Genomic DNA, 24,010 nt, shown 5'->3' on the forward strand with positions numbered 1-24,010 from the left:
AGGGAGGTTGTATGCAGACCCAGATTCTCGAACGCATGGAATCCGAAGTCCGGACCTATTCTCGCTCCTTTCCCATCGTCTTCACCAAGGCGCAGGGCGCACGGTTGACCGCGGAAGATGGCCGCGAGTACATCGATTTTCTCGCCGGCGCCGGCACGCTGAACTACGGTCACAACCATCCGAAACTCCAGCAAGCGCTGGTCGAGTACATCACGTCGAATGGCATCGTCCACGGCCTCGACATGTGGACCGCGGCCAAACGCGACTATCTGGAAACCCTGGAAGAGGTGATCTTCAAGCCGCGCGGCCTGGACTACAAGGTCCACCTGCCTGGCCCCACGGGCACCAATGCGGTCGAGGCGGCCATCCGACTGGCTCGTGTCGCCAAGGGGCGCCACAACATCGTCACCTTCACCAACGGCTTCCATGGCGTCACCATGGGAGCGTTGGCGACCACGGGAAATCGCAAGTTCCGCGAAGCGACCGGCGGCATCCCGACTCAGGGCGCCAGCTTCATGCCGTTCGACGGCTATCTCGGCGAAGGCACCGACACGCTCGACTATTTCGAGAAACTGCTGGGCGACAAGTCGGGCGGGCTGGACGTGCCCGCTGGCGTGATCATCGAGACGGTCCAGGGCGAGGGCGGCATCAACCCGGCCGGCCTGGACTGGCTGAAACGCCTCGAGAGCATCTGCCGGGCCCACGATATCCTGCTGATCGTCGATGATATCCAGGCGGGATGCGGCCGTACCGGCAAGTTCTTCAGCTTCGAGCATGCCGGCATCGTGCCCGACATCATCACCAACTCGAAATCGCTGTCCGCCTACGGCCTGCCGTTCGCGCACGTGTTGATGCGCCCGGAACTGGACAAGTGGAAGCCAGGTCAATACAACGGCACCTTCCGTGGCTTCAACATGGCGTTCGTGACCGCTGCCGCGGCGCTGCGCCACTTCTGGAGCGACGACAAGTTCGAGCGTGACGTCCAGCGCAAAGGCCGCATCGTCGAGGAGCGGTTTGCCCGAATCGCCGCCTCATTGACCGAGATGGGCTACCCCGCGAGCGAGCGTGGCCGCGGCCTGATGCGCGGTATCGATGTGGGCGATGGCGACATCGCCGACAAGATCACGGCGAAAGCCTTCGAAAATGGTCTGGTCATCGAGACCGCTGGCCAGGACGGGCAGGTCATCAAGTGCCTCTGCCCGCTGGTCATCACCGACGAGGATCTGTTGGAAGGGCTGGACATCCTGGAGCGCAGTGCCAGAGAAGCTTTCGCCTGAGTCTCGATTATCGACGGTCTCGAGCGGCCTCTGGGCCGCTCTCCCATTTTTTCAGCAGCAGTCACTCACCAAGGAGTTGTTATCGATGATCGTACGTAATCTCGAGGAATGCCGGAAAACCGATCGTTTCGTCAAGGCGGAAAACGGTAACTGGGACAGCACTCGGCTGATGCTGGCCGATGACAATTGCGGTTTCTCGTTCAATATCACTCGTATTCATCCGGGTACGGAAACCCACATCCACTACAAGAATCACATCGAGGCGGTATTCTGCTACGAAGGTGAGGGTGAGGTGGAAACCATTGCCGATGGCAAGATCCACAAGATCAAGGCCGGCGACATGTACCTGCTGGATCAGCACGACGAGCATTGGCTGCGTGGCAAGGAGAAGGGCATGACCGTGGCTTGCGTCTTCAGCCCGGCACTCACCGGCCGCGAAGTCCATCGCGAAGACGGTTCCTACGCGCCGGCCGACGACTGACATCGACAGCAGGTCGGTGCGCCTGCGCACCCGCAGAAGAAAAAAGACCGCCGAGGCGGTCTTTTTTTGGCTCTAGACTGCCTCGTCAACGCAAGGCGAACGAAACCAGCGACTCGGTCATCGGCACGCGGCTGTCCACGGACATCATCACGCTAAGGGCCGTCACCACGAGGATCGAGATACCGAACACCTTGCGAGCCCAGGCTCCATCATTGGTGGCGCGATATCCCTTGAGAGTGATGCCGAACCAGTACGCCCCGACGGCGACGGCGACGATGGCGTATGCCCAGCCAGTGTAGCCGGATACCGAAAGCATCACCGACGCGACCACGAACAGTGCCGTATAGATCACGATATGTCGCTTGGCCACGGCGATGCCGCATTTCACCGGCAGAACCGGAATCGACGCCGACGCGTAGTCGTCGAAGCGGAAAATGGCGATCGCATAGGAGTGCGGCATCTGCCACATGCTGAAGATGATCAGCAGCAGCAGGGCGCCCAGATCGAACTGCCCCGTCACTGCGCAATAGCCGATCACCGGCGGCGAGGCGCCGGAGAGACTTCCGATCAGGGTGCTGTAGACCGAGTGTCGTTTGAGATAGAGGCTATACGCACCGACGTAGATGGCGAACCCGAAGGCGGCGAATCCGGTCGCCAAAGGGGTCGTCATCCATGCCAGCAAGCCGAAGCCGGCGAAACCCAGCAAGCCGCCGAGCAGCAGGGCAATCGGGATCGATATCTCGCCGGTCACCATGGCGCGGGACTGCGTCCTGGCCATATGCCCGTCGATATCGCGATCGATCACGTTGTTGAAGACGCAACCCGAAGCGACCACGAGCGATGTGCCAAGCACTGCCGCCAGAAACAGCCACGGTTCGAAACGGCCACCGGCGGCCAGAAAGTAGCCGCCGATGACTGTGACGAGATTGCCGAAGATGATGCCGGGCTTGGTAAGCAGCAAATAAGGCTTCAAGGCCATTTGCAGGCTAGCCCAGCATCATGTTGACGTGGATGTTGTGCATGATCCAAAGCGAACCACCAACGATCAGCGTCAAGATGCCGATGGTGAACACGAAGGAAATCACGTTCCAGCCACCTTCGGCCTTGGTGTTCAGGTGCATGAAGAGAATCAGCTGCACTAGCACCTGGATCACGGCGGTGACCACCACCGTCACCATCATGACCGGAAGGCTGAAGCTGCCGGTCATGACGACACCGAACGCAATCAGCGTCAGCACGATCGAGAGAACCAGCCCAATGGTATAGGACTTGTAGCTGCCGTGACTGGCGCCGTCGTGCGAGGTATGAATGTCGCTCATATCACATGGCTCCCATCAGGTAGACGAACGAGAAGACACAGATCCAGACGATGTCCAGAAAGTGCCAGAACAGGCTGAGGCACAGCATGCGTGGCTTGGTCACGCTGTCCAGACCCTGCTTGGAGATCTGGAAGAACATGATCGCGATCCAGATCAGACCGAACGTCACGTGCAGGCCGTGGGTGCCGACCAGCGTGAAGAAGGCCGACAGGAAGGCGCTGCGATCCGGACCGTGGCCCTGGGCGATGAGGTGATGGAACTCGTACACCTCCATCGCGACGAAGCCGAAGCCGAGCAGGAAAGTGACGGCGAGCCACTTGAGTACGGCACCGCGATCGCCGGCGTTCTGAGCCAGGACTGCCAGACCGAAGGTGAAACTACTGATCAACAGCAGGAAGGTTTCGACCAGCACGAAGGGCAGTTCGAAGATTTCCTGAGACGTGGGGCCGCCGGCGGTGGCCGTGGCCAGCACGCCGAAGGTCGCGAACAGGGTGCCGAAGATCACCAGGTCGCTCATCAGGTAGATCCAGAACCCGAAGACCTTCATTGCACCGGCGTCGTGGTGCTCATGCCCGTCGTGGGCATGAGCGTCGTGCTGCTTGAGTGTGTCGGTTGCCATGATTAAGCCTGCATCTCCAACCGTTTGTGGTATTCACGCTCGGTCTTTTCGACCTCGGCAGCGCTGACGTGGTAGTCGGTATCCTTGTTGAAGATACGGAACATGAACGTCACGAACATGCCGATCGCGCCCAGGCCGACCAGCCACCAGATGTGCCAGATCAGCGCGAAGCCGAAGAATAGGCTGAACAGTGACAGGATCGGACCTTCCGCGGTGTTCTTGGGCATGTGAACGTCCTCGAACTTGGTCGCGAGCTCCCGTTTGAAGCCACCCGGCTGCTGCTTCATCTCCCAGTAGCTGTCGATGGAATCGACCTTGGGCAGATAGGCGAAGTTGTAGTTCGGGGGCGGGGAGGAGGTCGACCACTCCAGCGTGCGACCATCCCACGGGTCACCGGTCAGATCGCGATTTTTCTCACGGTCGCGGATACTGACGATCAGCTGGATCACGATGCAGGCGATACCGGCGGCGATGACCACGGCGCCGAACCAGGCGACGATCATCAGCGGCTGCCACTCGGTCTGCTCGTAGGACTGCATGCGACGCATGGCACCGAAGAAGCTCAGCGCGTAGAGCGGCATGAAGGCCAGATAGAAGCCGACCAGCCAGCACCAGAAGGAGCGCTTGCCCCATTTCTCGCTCAGCGTGAAGCCGAACGCTTTCGGGAACCAGTAGGTGAAGCCGGCCATCATGCCGAAGACCACGCCGCCGATGATGACGTTATGGAAGTGGGCGATGACGAACAGGCTGTTGTGCAGCACGAAGTTGGCACCCGGTACCGCCAGCATGACGCCGGTCATGCCACCCAGGGTAAAGGTGATGATGAAGCCGATCGTCCACAGCACCGGTGTAGTGAACTGGATACGACCACGATACATCGTGAACAGCCAGTTGAAGATCTTCACCCCGGTCGGGATGGCGATGATCATCGTCATGATGCCGAAGAAGGCATTGACGTTGGCGCCAGCGCCCATGGTGAAGAAGTGGTGCAGCCAGACGATGAAAGAGAGCACGGTGATCGCGGCGGTCGCCCAGACCATGGTCTTGTAGCCGAACAGGCGCTTCTTGGTGAAGGTCGCGATGACCTCGGAGAAGACGCCGAAAGCCGGCAGGATCAGGATATAGACTTCCGGATGTCCCCAGGCCCAGATGAGGTTGACGTACATCATCTGGCTACCGCCCATGTCATTGGTAAAGAAGTGCATGCCCAGATAGCGATCCAGGGTCAGCATGGCGATGGTGGCGGTCAGAATAGGGAACGACAGGATGATCAGGACGTTGGTGCAAAGCGCCGTCCAGGTAAAGATCGGCATGCGAAACAGCGTCATGCCCTGGGTGCGCATCTTGAGAATGGTGACGAAGAAGTTGATACCCGTCAGCGTCGTCCCGATCCCCGATAGCTGTAACGCCCATATCCAGTAATCGACGCCGACGTCCGGACTGTATTGCAGCTCCGATAGTGGGGCATACGCCAGCCACCCGGTCTTGGCGAATTCGCCGACGACCAGCGACACGTTGACCAGGATCATGCCCGCCGCGAACAGCCAGAAGCTCAGGTTGTTCATGAACGGGAAGGCGACGTCGCGGGCACCGATCTGCAGCGGCACGACCAGGTTCATCAGGCCGATGACCATGGGCATGGCGACGAAGAAGATCATGATCACGCCGTGAGCGGTGAAGATCTGATCATAGTGGTGGGGCGGCAGAAACCCTTCGGCCCCGCCAGCCGCGAGGGCTTGCTGGGATCGCATCATGATAGCGTCGGCGAAACCGCGAATCAGCATCACCAGCGCGACCAGAAAGTACATCACACCGATCTTCTTGTGATCGATGGACGTGACCCACTCGGTCCAGAGATAGCCCCACTTGCGATAGTAGGTAATCAGACCGACGACCAGGGCACCAACGATACCAATGACCGCTGCGGTGACCATGATGATCGGCTCATGGTATGGAATCGAATCTAAACTGAGTTTTCCGAACATGACGTTACTCCGCTGCCTGCGCACTCATGGGCATTGAAGACTCCCGTGCTTCGTTGTGCTCGCCATGGCTATCGGGACCGCCGTGACCAGCTTTATAACTTTTGATCAGATCGCCGTAGAAGTCGGGCGAGACCTGCGAGAAGTACTCCACCGGGTTGGCAATGGAGGGTTTGGCAACCTGCTCGTAGTCTTCCGGAAACATCATGGTGTCAGGAGACTGCTTGACCTTGTCGACCCACGCCTGAAAATCCGCATCCGACGTCACGTGGGCGTCGAAGAGCATCTCCGAGAAACCTTCGCCGCTGTAGTGTGTCGAACGACCACGGAAGGTGCCCACTTCGTTGCCTTCCAGATAGACGTCGTTGTCCATGCCGGCCATGGCGTAGATCTGGCTTCCGAGGTTCGGAATCATGAAAGAGTTCATGACCGTACCCGAGGTGACCCGGAAGTGGATCGGAGTGTCCACCGGAATGGCCAGCTCGTTGATCGTGGCGATACCTTCATCGGGATAGATGAACAGCCATTTCCAGTCGAGCGAGATCGCGTCGACGGTCATGGTTTCATCTTCGCTGGCGATGGGCTTGTGTGGGTCGAAGGAGTGCGACGTCTGCCATGTCAGGATGGCGAGGAAGAAGATGATGACGCACGGAATTGCCCAGACAAATACCTCGATGATATTCGAGTGTTCCCAGTTCGGCGTGTATTTGGCCGCGAGATTGGTCCCGCGATACTTCCACGCAAACAGGATGGTCATCACGATGACCGGGATTACCACGATCAACATCAAGCCAAAGGCCGTGATGATCAACGACTTCAGACCCTGGCCGATCTGGCCGGATGGATCCATGAGTGCTGATCCACAACCACTCAACAGCAGTGGCGTGGTTAGCCACGTCATCACGCTCAAATACTTGAGGGAGTTCCTTTTTCTCATCTCACGACCCCAGTGGAGGAAAGCTTTTCGGCGCTGCAACAATCGGTTAGCGGCATGCATCATACGCCGCTAGCCAGGGCTGACAACTCTGACACGACGCGCAATGGCGCACTGAGCATCCGACGTCGCCAACGAAGTAGGGATTTCGCGGTCGGCATTGTACCGAAAATTTGGCTTCTGATCAGAGGAAGGCGGGAAACTCTCCGCCTGTGTGGCGATTTGTCGCAGAGCGTCGCGGTCCGTTTTTGACCATCTCGATCAGCGTAGCCCAACTCGATGGCGATCTCAGGGTTTTCGTCGTGCACGTGCGCGTCATGGCACATCATGCCTATTCGCATAATATATATTATGTTAAATATACTATCACTGAACGAGGGTGACGAATATCCAGACCCTGCCAGCCGGCCTCCCCGGTGGCTCCCCGCCACGCGAGCGCGTAGAATGTGCTGCTGTCGATGATAACGGGAAATTCGATGCTCGATTCGGATGTGCTGCTGAGACAGGCAGATCAACAGTGTCAGGAACGCGGCGTCCGCTTCACGCCGATTCGCCGCCGCGTACTGGAGATGATATCCAGCACGCCGGGAGGCCTGAAAGCCTACGATCTGCTCGACCGGCTATCGGACGAGCACGCTTCCGCGCGTCCACCGACCGTCTATCGGGCGCTGGATTTCCTGATCGAGCAAGGCCTGGTTCATCGCATCGAATCGCTCAACGCCTATATCGCCTGCCCGTGTCCCGAACACGTGCATCGCTTCCAGCTGTTGATCTGCCGGCACTGCGGCCGTGTCGAAGAACTCCATCAGGAAGTCGTCGGCGAGATGCTGTCGCGGACCGCACGGGAGCGCGGATTCACAATCCAGCGCCAGACCATCGAGCTGCTCGGCGCTTGCGACGCCTGCCTCGAGAAAGACGCATCCTCGCCTGACTGATCTCAACCTACGGTGACACCCATGTCCGGCCTTTTTCACGATCTCGAGCGCTCCCCATCTGGCGCTCGCGTCGCTATCGGCGAGCTACTCACGGCAGCCAGGTGGAACGCCGACGGACTGATTCCCGCCATCGCCCAGCAGCACGATAGTGGCGAGGTCCTGATGATGGCGTGGATGAATCGCGCTGCACTGGAAGAGACGCTGACCACCGGACGTGTCTGCTACTGGTCTCGGTCCCGACAGGCGTTCTGGCGTAAAGGCGAGACATCGGGCCAGCAACAGCATCTTGTCGAGGCCCGCCTCGACTGCGATGGCGACACCTTACTGCTGAAGGTGGACCAGTCGGGCCCCGCCTGTCATACCGGTCGACGTCACTGCTTCTATCTGCGTCTGACCCCGGAGTTCGGTGAAGTCGACAGCAACCCCCTGATCTCACCGGAAACGCTCTACGGCCAGAAGCGCTGAGGCCCATCGTGATCGCCAAGATAGCCACCTGGCTTGTTATCGGGCTGATTCAACTCTACCGCTATGGCATCAGCCCGCTGATCGGACCACGCTGTCGATTCTGGCCGACCTGCTCGAACTACGCGCTGGAGGCCATCAACCTGCATGGACCCTGGCGCGGGACGTGGCTGGCCATTCGCCGCCTGCTCAAATGCCACCCTTTTCATCCCGGCGGGGTCGACCCGGTGCCCGACCCCCATCACCGGAAATGCCCATGTCACCAGGCAGATCGACAGAAGTAGGAGCCGGGCCGCCCGGTCAGTGAACCGAGCGGCTGCCCCGAGTCTCGCGGGCAATGGCGTAGATGCTTTCGATCATGGCATGCAGACCATTGCTGCGTGTCGGAGACAGGTGCTTGTCCAGCCCCAGTTCTGCCAGAAATCTTGGTTCCTCGTTCAGAATTTCATCGGGTTCGCGATCGTCGTAAATCCGCATCAGGATCGCGATCAGCCCGCTGACGATGGCGGCATCCGACGTCGCGCGGAATCGCAACCGCCCCGCTTCTTCCGTGGCGCGCAACCAGACGTTGGACTGACAGCCTTCGATCTTGTAATTCGCCACCTTGTCTTCTTCCGGATATTCCGGCAGCTGGCGTCCCATATCGATGATGTACTGATAGCGATCCATCCAGTTGTCGAAGATCGAGAACTCATCCAGCAGCTCGGCCTGGGCCTGCTCAATACTCATTAGCGTCTCCTAGTCTCTGGGTCACATTATAGGGGTTGCACGATTCGATCCCCAGCGTCTGATTCCTCTCATTACATACAGATTTTTACGTATACAGCTTACGTAAATCGCCTATGCTGGATAACAGGAGCCACAAGAAGCTCCGGAATCATTGGCAACGCAAGGGAACCAGACATGGCACGTAATGGCATCCGCTACGATGACGTCTGCCGCGCAATCGATACACTCCAGCAGCGTGGAGAAGCGATCAGCGTCCAGAAGGTCCGGGAATTTCTCGGTACCGGCAGCTACACCACCATCAGCGACCATCTGCGCGAATGGAGACTGCGCCAGAGCGGAGACTCGGTACAGGCCATTCCGCGCAATTTCGAGCGCCCCGAGGGCCTCGATGCCTGGGTCGCCGATATCTGGGACAAGGCGCAGCAGGCCGCCTACGAGAAATTGGCCGTCTACCGCCAGGAAGCCGACGAGCAGATCCGCGAGGCCGACGACGCCAGCCATCAGGCAAGGCGTCAGTGCGAGGATGCCGAACAGCGACTGCAGGCGCTCAACGAGCACATGCTCCGCGTCCAGGAGCGTCTCGAGAACAAGACCACCGAAGCCGCGCATCTCCAGGCGGAACTGCAGTCGCTGCAATCTGCCCAGAGTCAGCAACAGAAGCGTATCGTCCAGCTCGAGCAGACCTGCCAGCGCCATCAGTCCAGTCTGGAGCAAGCGGAACAGCAGCATCGTGACGCCATGGCCAAGCAGCACCAGGCCAACCAGACCAAACTCGCCCAGGAAGAGAAACGCCACGAGTCCGCCGAATCGCGGTTGATGGGACTGCTGGAGGATGCTCGTCAGGAGCGCTTGAAGCAGGAAAAGCAGTATGAGCAGCGCCTGGCGTCGCTGGATCAACGCTGCGAACGCCTGCAGCAGGATCTTTCCGAGCAGCGCCGTCAGTACGGCCAGCTCCAGGAGTCCCTGCGCGCCGACAAGGTCCACATGGAGCAGGCCGAAAGCGAGAAACGCGTCAGCGACGACCGAGTCAAGTCCATGCAGCAGGAGCGCCAGCGCCTGGAAAGCGAACTCAAGAATCTCCGTGCCGCCAACCGTGAGCTGCACGACAGGCTGTCTCGCGCCGCCCTGCCCCCCACTGCCAGTTGATGTCGCCCGCCGGTCAGTGCTCGGCCGGCAACAGCCCCACCTCTTCGTAGTAACGCCGCGCTCCGGGATGCAGGGGCGCGGTCACTCCCTCGCTGACCATTCTGGCCGGTGCCAACCGTGCCAGTGACGGATGCGACCGACGGAGCGTCTCCAGATGCTCGAACACGGCCTTGACCAGTCGATAGACATCGTCGTCATCGGCGTCCGAACGTGTCATCAAAGTCGCCCTGACGCCAAAGGTCGTCGTGTCATCGGGTGTGTTGGCATAGGTGCCGCCCGGGATGACGGTGACACTGTAATAAGGCGCGGCTTCGATCAGATGGGCGACATCGGGTCCGGAGACGTCGACCAGATGAGCACCGCAACGTCGGGTCGCCTCGTCAATGGCCTGCGAGGGATGGCCGACGACGTAGAAAAACGCGTCCAGCTTGCCACTGCACATGACTCGGGTCATGTCCTCGGGTTTCAGTTCACTGGCCAGGGCGAAGGCCCCTTCCGTCTTGCCCTTGATCGCCAGCAAGGCGTTCAGCGTGGCACGGTGGCCGGATCCAGGGTTACCCACGTTGACACGCTTTCCCAGCAGGTCGTCGAACTCGTGGATGTCGGCTGACTCGGCAACGACCGTGAACGCCTCGGCATGCAACGAGAACAGGGTTCTCAAATCGGGGCTCGGGCCGTTGTCGTAGAACTGGGCGATACCTTCGAAGGCCGCGTACTGAATGTCCGACTGGACGATGCCGAAATCCAGATCGCCATTGCGAACGCTATTGGTGTTGTAGAACGAACCCCCGGTCGGCAGGGCCTGGCAGGTAGCGCCGGTCGCTTGCTGGTAGAGCTGGCAGATGACGCGCCCGGTCGGGAGATAGACACCGGATGCGCCCCCCGTGCCGATGACGATGGACGAGTTCGCCCATGTCGGAACAGACCAGAGCAGCGAGGCCAAGGCCAGACAACCGAACTGAAACCGCTTTGTGGACATGGGCGCCTCCGCTCTCGTCACTGCCAAACCTGGCCAGCACGGACAGGCTGCTGTCATCCAGGTTATCGGCTGCAGCGACAGAAGCTGAAACCCGGGCGTGACCGACGGCTTGCCGGGCGCTCGCCAGAACGCGAAGAGCGCTCGTGACGAGCGCTCGTGACGAGCGCTCTTCGCGGGAGACCGTGGATCGCAAGCGTGCCGCCTTGCGAGCTCCGGTCGGCCTCAATAGTAGGCGTTGGTGGTATCGGTGTGGTCGGTGACGTCGCGAATGCCGGCCAGCTCCGGGATTCGCTCCATCAGCGTCTTCTCGACGCCATCCTTGAGGGTGAGGTCGACCGCCGCGCAGCCCTGGCAGCCGCCGCCGAACTGCAGCACCGCGACCTGCTCTTCGGTGAGCTGGATCAGGCGGATCTCGCCGCCATGGGACGCCAGACCAGGATTGATCTCGCTATAGAGAATGTAGTTGACACGATCCTCGAGCGGACTGTCGGCGTTGACCTTTGGCATCTTGGCGTTGGGCGCCTTGATGGTGAGCTGGCCGCCCATGCGGTCCGCATTGAAATCGACCACGGCCTCTTCCAGGAACGGCACACTGTTCTTGTCGAGATAGACGCTGAACTTCTCCAGCTCCACCCGCTCGTCGCTGGGCTCCTCCTCGCCAGGACGACAGTAGGCAAGACAGGTCTCCGCGTACGGGGTACCAGGCTGGGTGATGAAGACGCGCACGGCGATGTCGTCGACGTTCTGCTTGGCCAGCAACTCGGCCAGGTACTCCTGGCCGCTTTCGGTGATCTGAATCGGTTGGCTCATGAGACTGGGAACTCTGCTTGAGATGTACCGTTATGGTAGGAAAAAGCACGCGCCAAGACAATCCCGAGTGATTTAGTCAGGCTTGTCGTCCAAGTCCCGCCATCCGTGCCTTTCTGATACCATGCGGCCCCTTGGTGTCTCGCGAGGGACGCGACCTGTTTACCTGCTGTTGGAGAGTCACCGCCATGACTGCCATTACCGCCTCTGCCTCGCTCGCCACGCTGAAGAAGACACTGGGCGAGCGTATCGTGATCCTCGACGGCGGCATGGGGACGATGCTCCAGGATTATGGCCTGGGGGAAGCGGACTTCCGTGGTCAGCGTTTTGCCGATTGGCCTAGCGAACTCAAGGGCAACAACGATCTGCTGACGCTGACGCGAGCGGACATCGTCGAATCGATCCACCGCGCCTACCTGGAGGCCGGGGCCGACATCGTCGAGACCAACACCTTCAACAGTACCCGGCTGTCCCAGTCCGATTACGGCATGGAGTCGCTGACCGTCGAGCTCAATCGCGAGGCGGCCCGCCTGGCCCGCGAGGTCTGCGATGCCGTCGCCGAGGAGACCGGCGTTCCACGCTATGTCGCTGGCGTGCTGGGTCCGACATCGCGCACCGCCTCGCTGTCACCGGACGTCAACGATCCGGCCAGACGCAACGTCACCTTCGACCAGTTGCGTGACAACTACATCGAGGCCGCCACCGCGCTGATCGATGGCGGTGCCGATATCATCCTGATCGAGACGATCTTCGACACGCTCAATGCCAAGGCCGCCATCTACGCCCTGGAGGCCCTGTTCGAATCCCGCGGCGAGCGTCTGCCGGTGATGATCTCCGGCACCATCACCGACGCTTCCGGCCGCACCCTCTCCGGTCAGACGACGGAAGCGTTCTGGAACGCGGTACGTCACGCCCGGCCACTCTCCGTCGGCTTGAACTGCGCGCTCGGCGCCCAGGAGCTTCGGCCCTATCTCGAGGAGCTTTCGAACAAGGCCGACACCTTCGTCTCCGCCCATCCCAACGCGGGGCTGCCCAACGAATTCGGCGAGTACGACCAGACCGCCGAAGAGATGGCGGCCATTGTCCGTGAGTTCGCCGACAGCGGATTGATCAACGTCATCGGTGGCTGCTGTGGCACGACGCCGGAGCACATCGCCGCGGTCAAGCGCGCCGTCGACGGCGTTGCGCCCCGCGCCGTTCCCGAGCGCCCCGCTGCCTGCCGGCTCTCCGGCCTCGAACCCTTCAACATCGAAGCGGATTCACTGTTCGTCAACGTTGGCGAGCGCACCAACGTCACCGGTTCTGCTCGTTTCAAGCGCCTGATCCAGGAAGAGGATTACACCACCGCGCTGGAAGTCGCCCTGGAGCAGGTCGAGAACGGCGCCCAGGTGATCGACATCAACATGGACGAGGGCATGCTGGAGTCCGAGGAGGCGATGGTGCGCTTCCTCAACCTGATCGCCGGCGAACCCGATATCGCCCGGGTGCCGATCATGGTCGATTCCTCCAAGTGGGAGATCATCGAAGCCGGTCTCAAGTGCATTCAGGGCAAGGCGATCGTCAATTCGATTTCGCTGAAGGAAGGCGAAGCGTCGTTTCGCCATCAGGCCAACGAGTGTCGGCGCCACGGCGCCGCCATCGTGGTCATGGCGTTCGACGAGCAGGGCCAGGCCGATACCTTCGCCCGCAAGACCGAAATCTGCCAGCGCGCCTACCGTCTGCTGGTCGATGAGATCGGCTTCCCCGCCGAAGACATCATCTTCGATCCCAATATCTTCGCCATCGCCACCGGGATCGAGGAGCACAACAACTACGCTGTCGATTTCATCGAGGCCACCCAGTGGATCCACCGGAACCTGCCTCACGCGATGATCTCGGGCGGCGTCTCCAACGTCTCGTTCTCGTTTCGCGGCAACAATCCGGTGCGCGAGGCGATTCACTCGGTGTTTCTCTATCACGCGATCAAGGCCGGCATGTCGATGGGCATCGTCAACGCCGGCCAGTTGGCGGTCTACGACGACCTGCCGAGCGAACTGCGCGAGGCGGTCGAGGACGTGGTGCTCAATCGCCGCGACGACGGCACCGAACGGCTGCTGGAGATCGCCGAGCGCTACCGTCAAGACGGAGGTGGGGACGGCAGCGGCGCGGCGAAGAAAGAGGACCTCGAATGGCGAGGGTGGGAAGTCAACAAGCGGATCGAGCACGCCCTGGTCAAGGGGATCACCGCCTATATCGAAGCTGACACCGAGGAGGCCCGGGCGGCCGCCGAGCGCCCCATCGAGGTGATCGAGGGCCCCCTGATGGACGGCATGAACGTGGTCGGCGATCTGTTCGGCGCCGGTAAGATGTTTCTGCCGCAGGTGGTCAAGTCCGCGCGAGTGATGAAGCAGGCCGTCGCCTATCTGATCCCCTACATCGAGGCCGAGAAGTCCGGCGAAGTGCAGTCCAAGGGCAAGATCGTGATGGCCACGGTCAAGGGAGATGTCCACGATATCGGCAAGAACATCGTCGGCGTGGTGCTCCAGTGCAACAACTACGAGGTGATCGACCTCGGCGTGATGGTGCCGACGGAGAAGATCCTCAAGACCGCGCGAGACGAGAATGCCGATATCATCGGTCTCTCCGGCCTGATCACGCCGTCGCTGGACGAGATGGTCCACGTCGCCAAGGAGATGAAGCGCCAGGGCTTTCAGCTTCCGCTGCTGATCGGTGGCGCCACCACCTCGAAGGCGCATACGGCGGTAAAGATCGCGCCCCAGTACGACGAACCGGTGATCTACGTCAGCGATGCCTCCCGTGCCGTCGGCGTCGCCAGCCGCCTGCTCTCGCCGACCCAGAAGCCCACCTACTTCGCCGAGATCCGGCAGGAGTACGAACAGGTCCGCGAGCGCAACGCCAAGCGCCGTCCCAAGGCTTCCGATCTACCTTACAGCTCGGCTCGAGAGCGGCGCTTCAAGGTGGACTGGAACCACTTTCAACCGGCCAGGCCGATCCAGCCGGGGATCACCGTTTTCGACGACTACGATCTCGACGAGCTGGTCGAATTCATCGACTGGACGCCCTTCTTCATGACCTGGCAGCTCTCGGGCAAGTATCCGCGGATACTCGAGGACGAGGTCGTCGGCGAAGCGGCACGCAATTTGTTTCGCGATGCCCAGGCCATGCTGCGCAAGCTGATCGACGAGCGCCACATCCACGCCCGCGGCGTGATCGGGCTGTGGCCGGCCAACAGCGTCGACGACGACGTGATCGAGGTCTATGCCGACGACAGTCGCGAAACGGTGATCGAACGGCTCCACCATATTCGCCAGCAGAGCACCAAGGGCCGAGACGGCGTGTGCCACAGCCTGGCCGACTTCATCGCCCCGAGGGCGAGTGGAAAGCTCGACTGGATCGGCGGTTTCGCCGTAACGTCCGGACATGGTGCCGACGAGCTGGCCAAGCGCTACGAGGCCGCCGGCGACGATTACAACGCTATCCTGGTTCAGGCGCTGTCCGATCGTCTGGCGGAAGCCTTTGCCGAGCGCCTCCACGAACGCGTACGCAAGGAGTTCTGGGGCTACGTGCCGGAGGAGGCGCTGGACAACGACGCCCTGATCGCCGAAAAATATCAGGGCATCCGCCCGGCTCCCGGCTATCCGGCCTGCCCCGATCACACCGAGAAAGCCACGCTGTTCCGCCTGCTGGAGGCCACCGAACGCACCGGCATTTCGCTGACAGACAGCTTTGCCATGTGGCCGGCGGCGGCGGTCTCCGGCTGGTATTTCGCCCACCCGTCAGCGAAATATTTCTCCACCGGCAAGATCGGTCGGGACCAGGTCGAGGCGCTGGCCCGGCACAAGGCGATGCCGCTGGCGGACCTGGAGCGCTGGCTGTCGCCCGTGCTCTCCTATGATCCGGAGCTGCCGGCAGCCGCTGACGGCGGGCGCGACGCCGACTCCGCGCTGGCCTCATGACGGCGTGACCGTAATAACGATAAAGCAAGAAATTATGAGTATTTATTCTTTTGTAGAATAAAGCGCACGCGGTAAGGTGCTCTCATTGGCAATCCATGACTAGCAGGATCAGGCCCGATGTATCGCTACGACTCTTATGACCAGACGCTCGTCGACGAGCGCGTTGCGCAGTTTCGCGACCAGATGGATCGCTATCTCGCCGGCAAGCTCGGTGAAGAAGAGTTTCGTCCGGTCAGACTCCAGAATGGCCTCTATATCCAGCGCCATGCACCGATGCTGCGCATCGCCATTCCCTACGGCATGTTGAGCAGTGACCAGCTGCGCGCGCTGGCAACCATCACCCGGCGCTACGACCGCGGCTACGGCCACTTCACCACCCGCCAGAACCTCCAGCTCAACTGGCCGGCGCAGGAGGACGTGCCCGATATCCTGGCCGACCTGGCCAAGGTCCAGATGCACGCTATCCAGACCAGCGGCAACTGCATTCGCAACACCACCAGCGATCAGTTCGCAGGCATCGCCAAGGATGAAGTGGTCGACCCGCGCCCCTGGTGCGAGCTGATTCGCCAGTGGTCCACCCTGCATCCGGAATTCGCCTACCTGCCGCGCAAGTTCAAGATCGCTGTCACCGGTGCCACCGAGGATCGCGCCGCGATCCACGTCCATGACATCGGCCTGCGGCTGTTCTTGAACGACGCCGGCGAACTGCGCTTCCGCGTCCTCGCGGGCGGCGGCATGGGGCGTACGCCGATGATCGGCGAGGTGGTGCGCGCGGATCTGCCCTGGCAGCATCTGCTGACCTATCTCGAAGCCATCGTCCGGGTCTACAACCAGTTCGGTCGCCGCGACAACAAGTTCAAGGCCCGGATCAAGATCCTGGTCAAGGCGCTGGGCGTCGATGAGTTCGCCCGTCGCGTCGAGGCCGAGTGGGCCCATCTCAAGGATGGCCCGCAGACCTTGAACGAAGGGGCGGTGGACGAAGCCAAGACGCACTTCCCGGAGCCGGCGCGTCGCCCGGTCGCCGAATCCGCGATCGTCGCCTACGAGACACTTCGTCAGGAAAATCGCGCCTTTGCCCGCTTCGTGACCAACAATGTCATGGATCACAAGGTGCCTGGCTACAAGGCGGTCACGCTGTCGTTGAAACGTCGCGAGGCGGCCCCGGGCGACATCACCGCCGATCAGATGGACGCGGTGGCGGATCTCGCGGAGACCTTCGGCTTCGGCGAGCTACGCGTTACCCACGAGCAGAACCTGGTGCTGTCGGACGTGCCCGTCGACGAGATCGAGGCGCTGTGGCAGCAGCTCGATGCGCTGGGCATGGCCAACCCCACGGTGGGTACCTTGAACGACATCATCTGCTGCCCGGGCGGTGATTTCTGCTCGCTGGCCAACGCGGTCTCGATCCCGATCGCCCAGGCGATTCAGGAGCGCTTCGAGGATCTCGATTTCCTGTATGACCTGGGTCCGATCGATCTCAATATTTCCGGCTGCATGAACGCCTGCGGGCATCACCATGTCGGCAATATCGGCATCCTCGGCGTCGACAAGAAAGGCGAGGAGTACTATCAGATCTCGCTGGGCGGCAACGCCGACGACGACGTGTCGTTGGGCAAGATCCTGGGCCCCTCCTTCTATCGCGAGGATGTCCCGGACGTCATCGACAAGGTTCTGCAGGTCTACGTCGAAAAGCGCCTCGACGATGAGCGCTTCCTCGACACCTATCGTCGTGTCGGTCACCAGGCTTTCAAGGAGCGGGTCTATGCAGCCTGAACAGGAGTTTCAAGAAGCGCCGGAAGCCGTGGCCGCCACGAGCACGCTGATCAAGCTCGGCAAACCGGTCACCGATACCTGGGGGCTCTCCCGCGACGAGGAGAGCCTGCCCGTGAGCCGTCCTGCCATCGTGCCGCTCGCCTTGTGGCAACGGCACGCGGATCAGGATGATCTGGCGCCCTGGCTACCCAGCGACACCGAGTTGACTCCGGAACTGGCGGCGACACTGGAGAAGGCCGCGTTGGTGGCGATCGACTTCCCTGCCTTCACCGATGGCCGCGGCTACACGCTGGCGCGACTGCTGCGGGAACGTTTCGGTTATGCCGGCGAAGTGCGGGCGATCGGCGACGTCCTGATCGATCAGCTCTACTACATGACGCGCTGCGGCTTCGACGCCCTGGCACTACGCGAGGATCAGGAGCTCGAGCCGGCCCTCAAGGCGCTCGCCGCCTTCAGCGTCAGCTACCAGCCCGCCGTGGACCTGAACGAACCGCTGTTCGCCCGCCGCCTGCGGGAGCGCTGATATCGGTTCGGAGCCGGTTTTCCAAGCAATGACCCCAGCCAAGGCTGGGGTCATTGCGTTGGGCCAACGATCTCCAAGGTTTGTGTATCCGGCACCAAACGGTCACTTAGCCGCGCCGCTTCTGCTGCCGCTCCCGATTGTGCGATCTGGCGCGCTCCGACTTGCGCAACATCACGAAAGTCGCCCCGATTCCCCCTTGCTGGGCCGGCGCCGAACTGAAGGCCTGGACCTGCTCGAACTGCCGAAGCCAGTGGCCGAGATAGGAGCGCACGACGTTGGGGTGGCCGTCGTCCTCGCGCGAGCGGCCGTGGACGACGAGCACACTGCGCAGGTCGTGTTCATAAGCGTCGCGGAGAAAGCCGAACAGGGCGCGGCGACATTCGATGACCGGCATGCGCATGATGTGCAGCCGCGCGTCGGCGGGATAGCCGCCATGGCGCAACCGCTCGAGCACGCCTACCTGAATGCCGTCGCGACGAAATTCGATCGGATCGTGGGCACCGACCAGGTCGACGAATTGGTCGGACAGGAAGTCCCGTTCGTCGTCGCGGGCCTGCTGGGCACTCTCGCGACGGGCGAGCTGGGCATCGGAGGGGGATCTCTGGGGCCGGGTGACCGCGGCCTTGTCCCGGCCCTTGCCGATCGGCCGTACATCGGGACCCAAGGCTTCGCGGAATGCCTGGAAGTCGTTGGCGGCGTGACTCATGATGGCGCTCCTCCGTCGCTGACATCGTTGACGCTTCGACTTCGAATGCTAGCACGGGGTTCAGGAGACGCCTCAATGGCCTCTGCGGAACCGTGTCTGCATGCGACGTCCGCGCCTGAGGTAAGCTGACAGGCATGTTCCTCGAAATCCATTACGCAGAGCAAGGTTGTCAATGATGCGACGATTCGCCAAGTGGCTGTCGATTCTGCTGGTCGCCGCGGCGATCCTCGCCGGCGGCGGCTTCTGGTACATCTTCATGAGCCCTTATGGTTATCATCCCGCCGAGCCCGCCATCATCGATGAGCGAATTGCCGAGCAGGACGTGTTCGTCTACGGGACACTGCGTCACGACGGCTTGCGCTGGATCATCATGGGGACTCCGGTCGCGACGCGGGAAGCGACGCTGAAGGGCTATCGGAAACAGGATCTCGACATTCACCCGCAGCCGGATGGTGAGGTGCACGGCGAGGTGCTGACCGTCGGCCCTGCCGCACTCAGGGCGCTGGATCGCTACGAGCGCCTCGGCGTTCGCTACACGCGGGAGAGCGTCAAGCTGGAAGACGGCACGACGGCCTGGGTCTACAAGCGGCTGCCGGAATAGAGTCGACGGCGCTTGCCGTCGGCGGCGACGATTGAGGCCTCCGCTGATCAGCCGCTACAATATCGCTTCCGCCCCGTTGCGCTGTCCCGCGTCGATCGACGGCCAGCAAGACCCCGCGCCGCACTGTCATAAAAGGTTCCGCCGCACCGATGTCAACGCTCACGCTCTACCACAATCCGCGCTGCTCCAAGTCACGGGAGGCCCTGGCGCTGCTGGCGTCTCGAGGCATCGAGTTCATCGAACGCCGCTATCTCGATGATCCGCTGTCTCGCGAGCAGCTGGAAGGCCTCGCCAGGCGACTGGGCGACGATGCCGACCAGATGCTGCGCCGCGACGAGCAGGAATGGCGGGCGCGCGGCATCGATGACCCGACCCCGGCGCAGATCATCGACGCCATCGTCGAGCATCCCCGCCTGATGCAGAGACCGATCGCCGACGACGGCGAGTACGCGGTCATTGGGCGACCGCCGCAGGCCGTCCTGCAACTGATCTGAGCCTTGTACGAAAACCGCCTGCGCGAGGCCATACGGTGTTGAACCCGCTCAATGTACTCCTTTACACCCCGTGAACTGGTGCGCCAGTCCGGCCCGGTTGCGCTGGCTTTTGCCTTGTCTGGTCATCGCTCGCCCACTTTTTCGTACAACCCCTGACGAGCGCGCTTGATGCAAGCCGTCCCCTCGAGGAGAAGTCATGACCGATCATACGGCCTCCAGCGGCCCGACCCTGCCCTATGTCCTGGTGCTCTACTACTCGCGCCAGGGGGCAACGAAAACACTGGCTGAACAGCTGGCCAGCGGCGTCGAGAGCGTCTCCGGCGTCGAGGCGCGACTGCGTACCGTGCCGGCGGTCTCGCCGGTATCCGAGGCAACCGCCCCCGAGATCCCCGACCAAGGGGCGATCTATGTCGAGGAAGCGGACCTGCGCCACTGTTCGGGCCTGGCGCTGGGCAGCCCGACCCGGTTCGGCAACATGGCCGCGCCGCTCAAGTATTTTCTCGATACCACCAGCGGGCTCTGGATGAACGGCGCGCTCGTCGACCGGCCGGCTACCGCGTTTACCTCCACGGCCAGCCTGCACGGCGGCCAGGAGAGCACCCTGCTGACCATGCTGATTCCGTTGCTGCATCACGGCATGGTCTATGCGGGCGTGCCCTACAGCGAGACGACGCTGCTGAGCACCCAGAGCGGTGGAACGCCCTATGGCACCAGCCATCTGGCCGGCCCCAATGCCGACCGCGAAGTCGACGCCGACGAGCGCAGACTGGCGGTCGCCCAGGGGCGCCGCCTGGCCGAGCTCGCCCTGGCACTCGCCGCGATGCGGAGCGGGCGGCCATGAACGAACGTCCTTCGCCACGGCAGAACCCGGAAGCGCTCGACACTGCCCGGCGCGGCGTGTGGATCGCCTATTCGGCGCTGCTGGCGCTGCTGGTGGTGAGCGGTATCTGGCATTACCTCCAGCAGCACGCGCAGGTCGCTGCGCTACTGGTTAGGATCCTGCCGCTGGTGCTGTTCCTGCCGACACTACTGATGCGACGCCGACGCGGCCACATCTGGCTGACGGCGCTGGGCGTGCTCTACGTCGTCCAGGGCATCATGATCGTGACCAAGGGTGGCGGTTCGGTGCTGGTCGGCGCCGAGATCCTGGCAGCCGGTGCTCTGGCCTTCACGGCCTATCGCTACGTTCGCCTGCGCGGTCGACTCGACTCACCGGCGGCATGAGACCTTCCAGCGTCCTGATTCTGGCCATGCTGGCTCTCAGTGTGGCCTGCAACCTGTTTGGCTGGCCGATCTGGCCCGCCGCGATACTGGCCTGGCTGGCGACGTTGCGGCTGTTCCGCACCCTGCCCCGGACCTCCCGCCGCCAGGCAGGAACGCTGTTCGCGGCCGGTTCGTTGCTGTGGGCGGCAGCGCTGGTGCGCGGCACGCCCTATTCGCCGTTGAACGCGCTGACCATCAACCAGTCGTTGCTGATGATGTTTGCCGGCGTCAGCTTCCTGACCATGGCCACGCCGCAGGCCAGAGCGGACCATCAGCAGTCGGGCAGTATGCTCGGGACCATGCTGGGGGCGCATCTGTTCGGCGCCGCCATCAATCTCTCCGTGGTCTTCCTGTTCGGCGAGCGAATGCAGCACGAGGGGAGACTCACCCGCTCCCAGGCACTCATCGTCGGCCGGGGATTCACCGCCGCCGCGGCCTGGTCGCCATTCTTCGTCGCGATGGGTGTGGCCCTGACCTACGCGCCGGGCCTCGACTATCTCGGCCTGCTGCCCTGGGGTCTGCTGGCGGCCGCGGCGCTGCTGGCGCTCAACTGGCTCGACATCCGACGGCTGAACGCGCCCTTCGTCGGTTACCCCATCGAAAAGAGTGCGCTGCTGATGCCCTGCACGCTGGCGATCGTGGTGATCGGGCTGCACCTGCTCTATCCCGCTCTCTCGATCCCGCTGATCATCGCCATCGTCGCGCCCCTCTTCTCCTTTCTGCTGATGCCTCGCGACAACCGGCGCGAGCGCATGCACCATCAGTTCACCCAGGGCCTGCAGCGCCTGGCTCCCCAGTTCGCCCTGTTTCTGGGGGCTGGCGTCATCTCGACGGGATTGGCGGCGCTACTGGCCAGCCTGCCGGACGGGCTCGACCTGCCCATCGATCACTTCGGTCACTGGCAGGCGTGGTTCGCCCTAGGCATCATCGTGGTCGTCTCCTTCACCGGCATTCACCCCCTGATCGGTATCGCCACGTTGGCACCGTTGATCGCGCCGCTCCACCCCGACCCGACCCTGCTCGGCATGCTGTTTCTCATGAGCTGGGCGCTGGGGACCGGCAGCAGCCCGCTCTCCGGCAGCAACCTGGCGATCTGCGTTCGCTACCAGATTGCCGTGCGCGACATGCTGCGCTGGAATCTCCCCTATGCCATTCTCGGCTGGGGCTGCTGCGGCCTGGTGCTGGCGCTTCACGCGGGTTCGATCTGACCCGATTCCACGCCGGGCGCGGGCGAACGTTCAGCGCGCCCCGGCGAGAGGTGAACGCCCATAGGCTAATGACTGAGAGAGGGTTGGCCACCACACCGGCTTGGCGCGCTACAATGATGGCCATTCATCGCATTCGCATGGAGAACAACTGATGAGCGATCTCGCCGGTATGCGACGGGACTACGAAGGTGACGCCCTGGCGCCCGAGAACACGCCCGACTCGCCACTTCCACTGTTCGAGGGCTGGCTGGAAAAGGCGATCGAGACCGAGGGACTGGATGCCAACGCCATGACGCTGGCGACGGTCGACAGCGCGGGCCACCCCCACGCCCGCATCGTCCTGCTGAAAGGGTTCGATCAGAGTGGCTTCCGCTTCTATACCAACTACCAGAGCCAGAAAGGCAATGAGCTCGCCCACGTTCCCAACGCCGCCGTGGTGTTCTGGTGGCCGGCGCTGCAGCGCCAGATCCGAGTCGAGGGGAGCGTCTCGAAGGTGGACTCCCGACAGTCCGACGACTACTTTGCCAGCCGGCCACGCCAGAGCCAGCTAGCGGCCTGGGTCTCCCAGCAGAGCGTCGAGATTCCCAATCGTGACTGGATGAAAGAGCGACTGTCGCGCTTCGAGCAGGTCTATTCGGATCAGGATGTCGAACGGCCGCCGCACTGGGGCGGCTATCTTCTGGCGCCGCTGGCGGTGGAGTTCTGGCAGGGACAACGCAGCCGATTGCACGATCGCGTCCGCTACACCCGCCGCGACGAACACGCCCAGGAGTGGCATCGCACCCGGCTGGCGCCTTGAGCAGTCGCATCGGCTGATTCGCCAGCGGGGTTTTCTCCCATCCTATGCAAAGCGCCCGGTCATTTGACCGGGCGCTTCGCCATGAACCCCAATGAATGTCGTTACTGGGCCGTGCCGTCGGTCCATTCGGCGACGACATCAGGATTCTCCTCGACCCACTTCTTGGCGTTCTCGTACGGATCCGAACCCTCTTCCTGGTTCATGAGCATGACCTCACCCATCTGGTCCGGCGTCCAGTGGAAGTTGTCCAGGATAGCGTACGCCTGCGGCATCTTCTCTTTCAGACCCTTGTGCACGACGGTGTCGATGTGCTCGGCATCTCCGTAGGCTTTCTTCGGATCGTCGAGGTACTTGAGATCCCAACGTGCGAACATCCAGTGCGGCGTCCAGCCGGTGACCACGATGTCCGCCTTGTCATCAATGGCACTCGCCAGTGCCGACGTCATGGCGGGACCGCTGCTCGACTGCAGCTGCATGTTGTCGAGGCCGTACTCGTCGATGGCATCTTCGGTCTGCGCCATCAGGCCGGCGCCGGGGTCGATACCCACGATCTTGTCGTCGAACAGGTCGGCGTTGGCGTTGAGATCGGCGATCGATGAGACCTTCTCATAGGTATAGGCGGGGACGACCAGCCCCAGCTTGGTGCCGTTGAGATTGGGCCCGAGGTCCTCGACCTGATCCTTCACCTTGGCCATGTAGTCGCCATGTGTAGTCGGCAGCCAGGCGGCGACCATGGCATCGGCATCACCGGTACCCACCGCCTGCCACATCACCGCGGCGCTCAGCGAGTCCATTTCGACATCGTAACCCTGCTGCTCGAGCACGGCGCGCACCACGTTGGTGGAGGCGACTTCCGAGGCCCACTCGACATAGGCCAGCTTGACGGTGCCCTTGCTGTCCTGCGCCTGAGCCACACCGGCGGTCATGCTGAGGCCGGCGACCATCATCAAGGCACCATAGCGAACGGCTTGCGACATTACGTTGCGTGTCATCGACTTTCCCCTTCTTGTGGTTTAC

At 62.1% G+C, this 24,010-nt stretch carries 25 protein-coding genes; 15 read left to right on the forward strand and 10 right to left on the reverse strand.

Annotated features, from left to right (window positions below):
- Positions 1-11: 11 nt before the first annotated feature.
- Both ectB and DOM56_RS11810 read left to right on the forward strand, forming a co-directional pair.
- Positions 12-1,277, forward strand: coding sequence for a diaminobutyrate--2-oxoglutarate transaminase (gene ectB / locus DOM56_RS11805; protein ID WP_110599676.1), 1,266 nt, complete (start codon positions 12-14; stop codon positions 1,275-1,277).
- Between the two features lie 85 nt (positions 1,278-1,362).
- On the forward strand, positions 1,363-1,758 hold the full coding sequence (locus tag DOM56_RS11810) for an ectoine synthase (RefSeq protein WP_110599678.1): 396 nt from the start codon (positions 1,363-1,365) through the stop codon (positions 1,756-1,758).
- An 85-nt stretch (positions 1,759-1,843) separates the two neighbouring features.
- Here DOM56_RS11810 and cyoE read toward each other — a convergent pair whose 3' ends face one another.
- From cyoE to cyoA, 5 genes are read right to left on the reverse strand one after another with little or no spacing between them, the layout of a single operon-like run.
- On the reverse strand, positions 1,844-2,737 hold the full coding sequence (gene cyoE / locus DOM56_RS11815; protein ID WP_110599680.1) for a heme o synthase: 894 nt from the start codon (positions 2,735-2,737) through the stop codon (positions 1,844-1,846).
- Between the two features lie 7 nt (positions 2,738-2,744).
- On the reverse strand, positions 2,745-3,077 hold the full coding sequence (cyoD, locus tag DOM56_RS11820) for a cytochrome o ubiquinol oxidase subunit IV (RefSeq protein WP_110599682.1): 333 nt from the start codon (positions 3,075-3,077) through the stop codon (positions 2,745-2,747).
- A gap of 1 nt (position 3,078) precedes the next feature.
- Positions 3,079-3,696, reverse strand: a complete 618-nt coding sequence (gene cyoC / locus DOM56_RS11825; protein WP_110708950.1) for a cytochrome o ubiquinol oxidase subunit III — start codon at positions 3,694-3,696, stop codon at positions 3,079-3,081.
- 2 nt (positions 3,697-3,698) lie between these two features.
- Positions 3,699-5,681 (reverse strand): cytochrome o ubiquinol oxidase subunit I, encoded by a 1,983-nt coding sequence (gene cyoB, locus DOM56_RS11830; protein ID WP_110708952.1) that lies wholly within the window; start codon positions 5,679-5,681, stop codon positions 3,699-3,701.
- 4 nt (positions 5,682-5,685) lie between these two features.
- Complete coding sequence (gene cyoA / locus DOM56_RS11835; protein ID WP_348627114.1) at positions 5,686-6,675, reverse strand: ubiquinol oxidase subunit II; 990 nt, start codon at positions 6,673-6,675, stop codon at positions 5,686-5,688.
- A gap of 413 nt (positions 6,676-7,088) precedes the next feature.
- On the opposite strand from cyoA, the gene DOM56_RS11840 reads away from it, so the two are divergent.
- From DOM56_RS11840 to yidD, 3 genes are read left to right on the forward strand one after another with little or no spacing between them, the layout of a single operon-like run.
- A complete protein-coding gene (locus tag DOM56_RS11840; protein WP_110708956.1) occupies positions 7,089-7,547 on the forward strand; it encodes a transcriptional repressor in 459 nt (152 codons plus the stop codon).
- Positions 7,548-7,568: 21 nt separating this feature from the next.
- Positions 7,569-8,012, forward strand: coding sequence for a phosphoribosyl-AMP cyclohydrolase (gene hisI, locus DOM56_RS11845; RefSeq protein WP_110708958.1), 444 nt, complete (start codon positions 7,569-7,571; stop codon positions 8,010-8,012).
- A gap of 20 nt (positions 8,013-8,032) precedes the next feature.
- Positions 8,033-8,293 (forward strand): membrane protein insertion efficiency factor YidD, encoded by a 261-nt coding sequence (gene yidD / locus DOM56_RS11850; protein ID WP_110709373.1) that lies wholly within the window; start codon positions 8,033-8,035, stop codon positions 8,291-8,293.
- Between the two features lie 16 nt (positions 8,294-8,309).
- Here the strand turns inward: yidD and DOM56_RS11855 are convergent, their stop codons facing one another.
- Positions 8,310-8,738, reverse strand: coding sequence for a SufE family protein (locus tag DOM56_RS11855; RefSeq protein WP_110708960.1), 429 nt, complete (start codon positions 8,736-8,738; stop codon positions 8,310-8,312).
- Positions 8,739-8,912: 174 nt separating this feature from the next.
- Here DOM56_RS11855 and DOM56_RS11860 point away from each other — a divergent pair, with 174 nt between their 5' ends.
- The gene (locus tag DOM56_RS11860; RefSeq protein ID WP_110708962.1) at positions 8,913-9,884 is read left to right on the forward strand and encodes a DNA-binding protein; all 972 of its coding nucleotides are present in this window, start codon (positions 8,913-8,915) and stop codon (positions 9,882-9,884) included.
- A 13-nt stretch (positions 9,885-9,897) separates the two neighbouring features.
- Here the strand turns inward: DOM56_RS11860 and DOM56_RS11865 are convergent, their stop codons facing one another.
- Together DOM56_RS11865 and nfuA are read right to left on the reverse strand one after the other, a co-directional pair.
- The gene (locus tag DOM56_RS11865) at positions 9,898-10,863 is read right to left on the reverse strand and encodes a TAXI family TRAP transporter solute-binding subunit (protein ID WP_157958221.1); all 966 of its coding nucleotides are present in this window, start codon (positions 10,861-10,863) and stop codon (positions 9,898-9,900) included.
- 222 nt (positions 10,864-11,085) lie between these two features.
- Positions 11,086-11,673, reverse strand: a complete 588-nt coding sequence (gene nfuA, locus DOM56_RS11870) for a Fe-S biogenesis protein NfuA (protein ID WP_110599700.1) — start codon at positions 11,671-11,673, stop codon at positions 11,086-11,088.
- Between the two features lie 185 nt (positions 11,674-11,858).
- Here nfuA and metH point away from each other — a divergent pair, with 185 nt between their 5' ends.
- The 3 genes from metH to DOM56_RS11885 all read left to right on the forward strand — a co-directional run bounded on the left by metH (position 11,859) and on the right by DOM56_RS11885 (position 17,922).
- Positions 11,859-15,626, forward strand: a complete 3,768-nt coding sequence (gene metH, locus DOM56_RS11875) for a methionine synthase (RefSeq protein ID WP_110708966.1) — start codon at positions 11,859-11,861, stop codon at positions 15,624-15,626.
- 117 nt (positions 15,627-15,743) lie between these two features.
- The gene (locus tag DOM56_RS11880) at positions 15,744-17,399 is read left to right on the forward strand and encodes a nitrite/sulfite reductase (protein ID WP_110708968.1); all 1,656 of its coding nucleotides are present in this window, start codon (positions 15,744-15,746) and stop codon (positions 17,397-17,399) included.
- Positions 17,389-17,922 carry a DUF934 domain-containing protein gene (locus DOM56_RS11885; RefSeq protein WP_110708970.1) on the forward strand — a complete coding sequence of 178 codons (534 nt, stop codon included), beginning with the start codon at positions 17,389-17,391 and terminating at the stop codon, positions 17,920-17,922. The genes DOM56_RS11880 and DOM56_RS11885 overlap by 11 nt, the downstream gene beginning before the upstream one ends.
- Before the next feature lie 106 nt (positions 17,923-18,028).
- Here the strand turns inward: DOM56_RS11885 and smrA are convergent, their stop codons facing one another.
- Positions 18,029-18,628, reverse strand: a complete 600-nt coding sequence (gene smrA, locus DOM56_RS11890) for a DNA endonuclease SmrA (RefSeq protein WP_110708972.1) — start codon at positions 18,626-18,628, stop codon at positions 18,029-18,031.
- A gap of 175 nt (positions 18,629-18,803) precedes the next feature.
- Here smrA and DOM56_RS11895 point away from each other — a divergent pair, with 175 nt between their 5' ends.
- The 6 genes from DOM56_RS11895 (at position 18,804) to pdxH (ending at position 22,993) form a co-directional block, all read left to right on the forward strand.
- Positions 18,804-19,229 carry a gamma-glutamylcyclotransferase family protein gene (locus DOM56_RS11895; RefSeq protein WP_198655758.1) on the forward strand — a complete coding sequence of 142 codons (426 nt, stop codon included), beginning with the start codon at positions 18,804-18,806 and terminating at the stop codon, positions 19,227-19,229.
- A 149-nt stretch (positions 19,230-19,378) separates the two neighbouring features.
- On the forward strand, positions 19,379-19,723 hold the full coding sequence (locus DOM56_RS11900) for an arsenate reductase family protein (RefSeq protein ID WP_110708976.1): 345 nt from the start codon (positions 19,379-19,381) through the stop codon (positions 19,721-19,723).
- Positions 19,724-19,919: 196 nt separating this feature from the next.
- Complete coding sequence (wrbA, locus tag DOM56_RS11905; protein WP_110599714.1) at positions 19,920-20,564, forward strand: NAD(P)H:quinone oxidoreductase; 645 nt, start codon at positions 19,920-19,922, stop codon at positions 20,562-20,564.
- Positions 20,561-20,947, forward strand: a complete 387-nt coding sequence (locus tag DOM56_RS11910; protein WP_110708978.1) for a DUF2069 domain-containing protein — start codon at positions 20,561-20,563, stop codon at positions 20,945-20,947. The genes wrbA and DOM56_RS11910 overlap by 4 nt, the downstream gene beginning before the upstream one ends.
- Positions 20,944-22,194, forward strand: coding sequence for a hypothetical protein (locus DOM56_RS11915; RefSeq protein ID WP_232822270.1), 1,251 nt, complete (start codon positions 20,944-20,946; stop codon positions 22,192-22,194). Before DOM56_RS11910 ends, DOM56_RS11915 begins: the two co-directional genes overlap by 4 nt.
- Before the next feature lie 148 nt (positions 22,195-22,342).
- The gene (pdxH, locus tag DOM56_RS11920; protein WP_110600457.1) at positions 22,343-22,993 is read left to right on the forward strand and encodes a pyridoxamine 5'-phosphate oxidase; all 651 of its coding nucleotides are present in this window, start codon (positions 22,343-22,345) and stop codon (positions 22,991-22,993) included.
- A 101-nt stretch (positions 22,994-23,094) separates the two neighbouring features.
- On the opposite strand, the gene DOM56_RS11925 is transcribed toward pdxH, so the two are convergent.
- Positions 23,095-23,985 carry a glycine betaine ABC transporter substrate-binding protein gene (locus DOM56_RS11925; RefSeq protein ID WP_110708980.1) on the reverse strand — a complete coding sequence of 297 codons (891 nt, stop codon included), beginning with the start codon at positions 23,983-23,985 and terminating at the stop codon, positions 23,095-23,097.
- Positions 23,986-24,010 lie beyond the last annotated feature (25 nt).

The organism is Salinicola sp. CR57 (assembly GCF_003206585.1).
Classification (GTDB): Bacteria; Pseudomonadota; Gammaproteobacteria; order Pseudomonadales; family Halomonadaceae; genus Salinicola; species Salinicola lusitanus.

Bases quoted from the DNA above. Each gene is read 5' to 3' on its own strand.
- DOM56_RS11860 (WP_110708962.1), top strand. From the start codon at position 8,913: ATGGCACGTAATGGCATCCGCTACGATGACGTCTGCCGCGCAATCGAT.
- ectB (WP_110599676.1), top strand. From the start codon at position 12: ATGCAGACCCAGATTCTCGAACGCATGGAATCCGAAGTCCGGACCTAT.
- DOM56_RS11840 (WP_110708956.1), top strand. From the start codon at position 7,089: ATGCTCGATTCGGATGTGCTGCTGAGACAGGCAGATCAACAGTGTCAG.
- cyoB (WP_110708952.1), bottom strand. From the start codon at position 5,681: ATGTTCGGAAAACTCAGTTTAGATTCGATTCCATACCATGAGCCGATC.
- DOM56_RS11885 (WP_110708970.1), top strand. From the start codon at position 17,389: ATGCAGCCTGAACAGGAGTTTCAAGAAGCGCCGGAAGCCGTGGCCGCC.
- cyoC (WP_110708950.1), bottom strand. From the start codon at position 3,696: ATGGCAACCGACACACTCAAGCAGCACGACGCTCATGCCCACGACGGG.
- DOM56_RS11855 (WP_110708960.1), bottom strand. From the start codon at position 8,738: ATGAGTATTGAGCAGGCCCAGGCCGAGCTGCTGGATGAGTTCTCGATC.
- DOM56_RS11880 (WP_110708968.1), top strand. From the start codon at position 15,744: ATGTATCGCTACGACTCTTATGACCAGACGCTCGTCGACGAGCGCGTT.
- cyoA (WP_348627114.1), bottom strand. From the start codon at position 6,675: ATGCATGCCGCTAACCGATTGTTGCAGCGCCGAAAAGCTTTCCTCCAC.
- nfuA (WP_110599700.1), bottom strand. From the start codon at position 11,673: ATGAGCCAACCGATTCAGATCACCGAAAGCGGCCAGGAGTACCTGGCC.
- DOM56_RS11810 (WP_110599678.1), top strand. From the start codon at position 1,363: ATGATCGTACGTAATCTCGAGGAATGCCGGAAAACCGATCGTTTCGTC.
- cyoE (WP_110599680.1), bottom strand. From the start codon at position 2,737: ATGGCCTTGAAGCCTTATTTGCTGCTTACCAAGCCCGGCATCATCTTC.
- DOM56_RS11895 (WP_198655758.1), top strand. From the start codon at position 18,804: ATGCGACGATTCGCCAAGTGGCTGTCGATTCTGCTGGTCGCCGCGGCG.
- cyoD (WP_110599682.1), bottom strand. From the start codon at position 3,077: ATGAGCGACATTCATACCTCGCACGACGGCGCCAGTCACGGCAGCTAC.
- DOM56_RS11910 (WP_110708978.1), top strand. From the start codon at position 20,561: ATGAACGAACGTCCTTCGCCACGGCAGAACCCGGAAGCGCTCGACACT.
- DOM56_RS11865 (WP_157958221.1), bottom strand. From the start codon at position 10,863: ATGTCCACAAAGCGGTTTCAGTTCGGTTGTCTGGCCTTGGCCTCGCTG.
- DOM56_RS11900 (WP_110708976.1), top strand. From the start codon at position 19,379: ATGTCAACGCTCACGCTCTACCACAATCCGCGCTGCTCCAAGTCACGG.
- DOM56_RS11925 (WP_110708980.1), bottom strand. From the start codon at position 23,985: ATGACACGCAACGTAATGTCGCAAGCCGTTCGCTATGGTGCCTTGATG.
- metH (WP_110708966.1), top strand. From the start codon at position 11,859: ATGACTGCCATTACCGCCTCTGCCTCGCTCGCCACGCTGAAGAAGACA.
- DOM56_RS11915 (WP_232822270.1), top strand. From the start codon at position 20,944: ATGAGACCTTCCAGCGTCCTGATTCTGGCCATGCTGGCTCTCAGTGTG.
- wrbA (WP_110599714.1), top strand. From the start codon at position 19,920: ATGACCGATCATACGGCCTCCAGCGGCCCGACCCTGCCCTATGTCCTG.
- hisI (WP_110708958.1), top strand. From the start codon at position 7,569: ATGTCCGGCCTTTTTCACGATCTCGAGCGCTCCCCATCTGGCGCTCGC.
- smrA (WP_110708972.1), bottom strand. From the start codon at position 18,628: ATGAGTCACGCCGCCAACGACTTCCAGGCATTCCGCGAAGCCTTGGGT.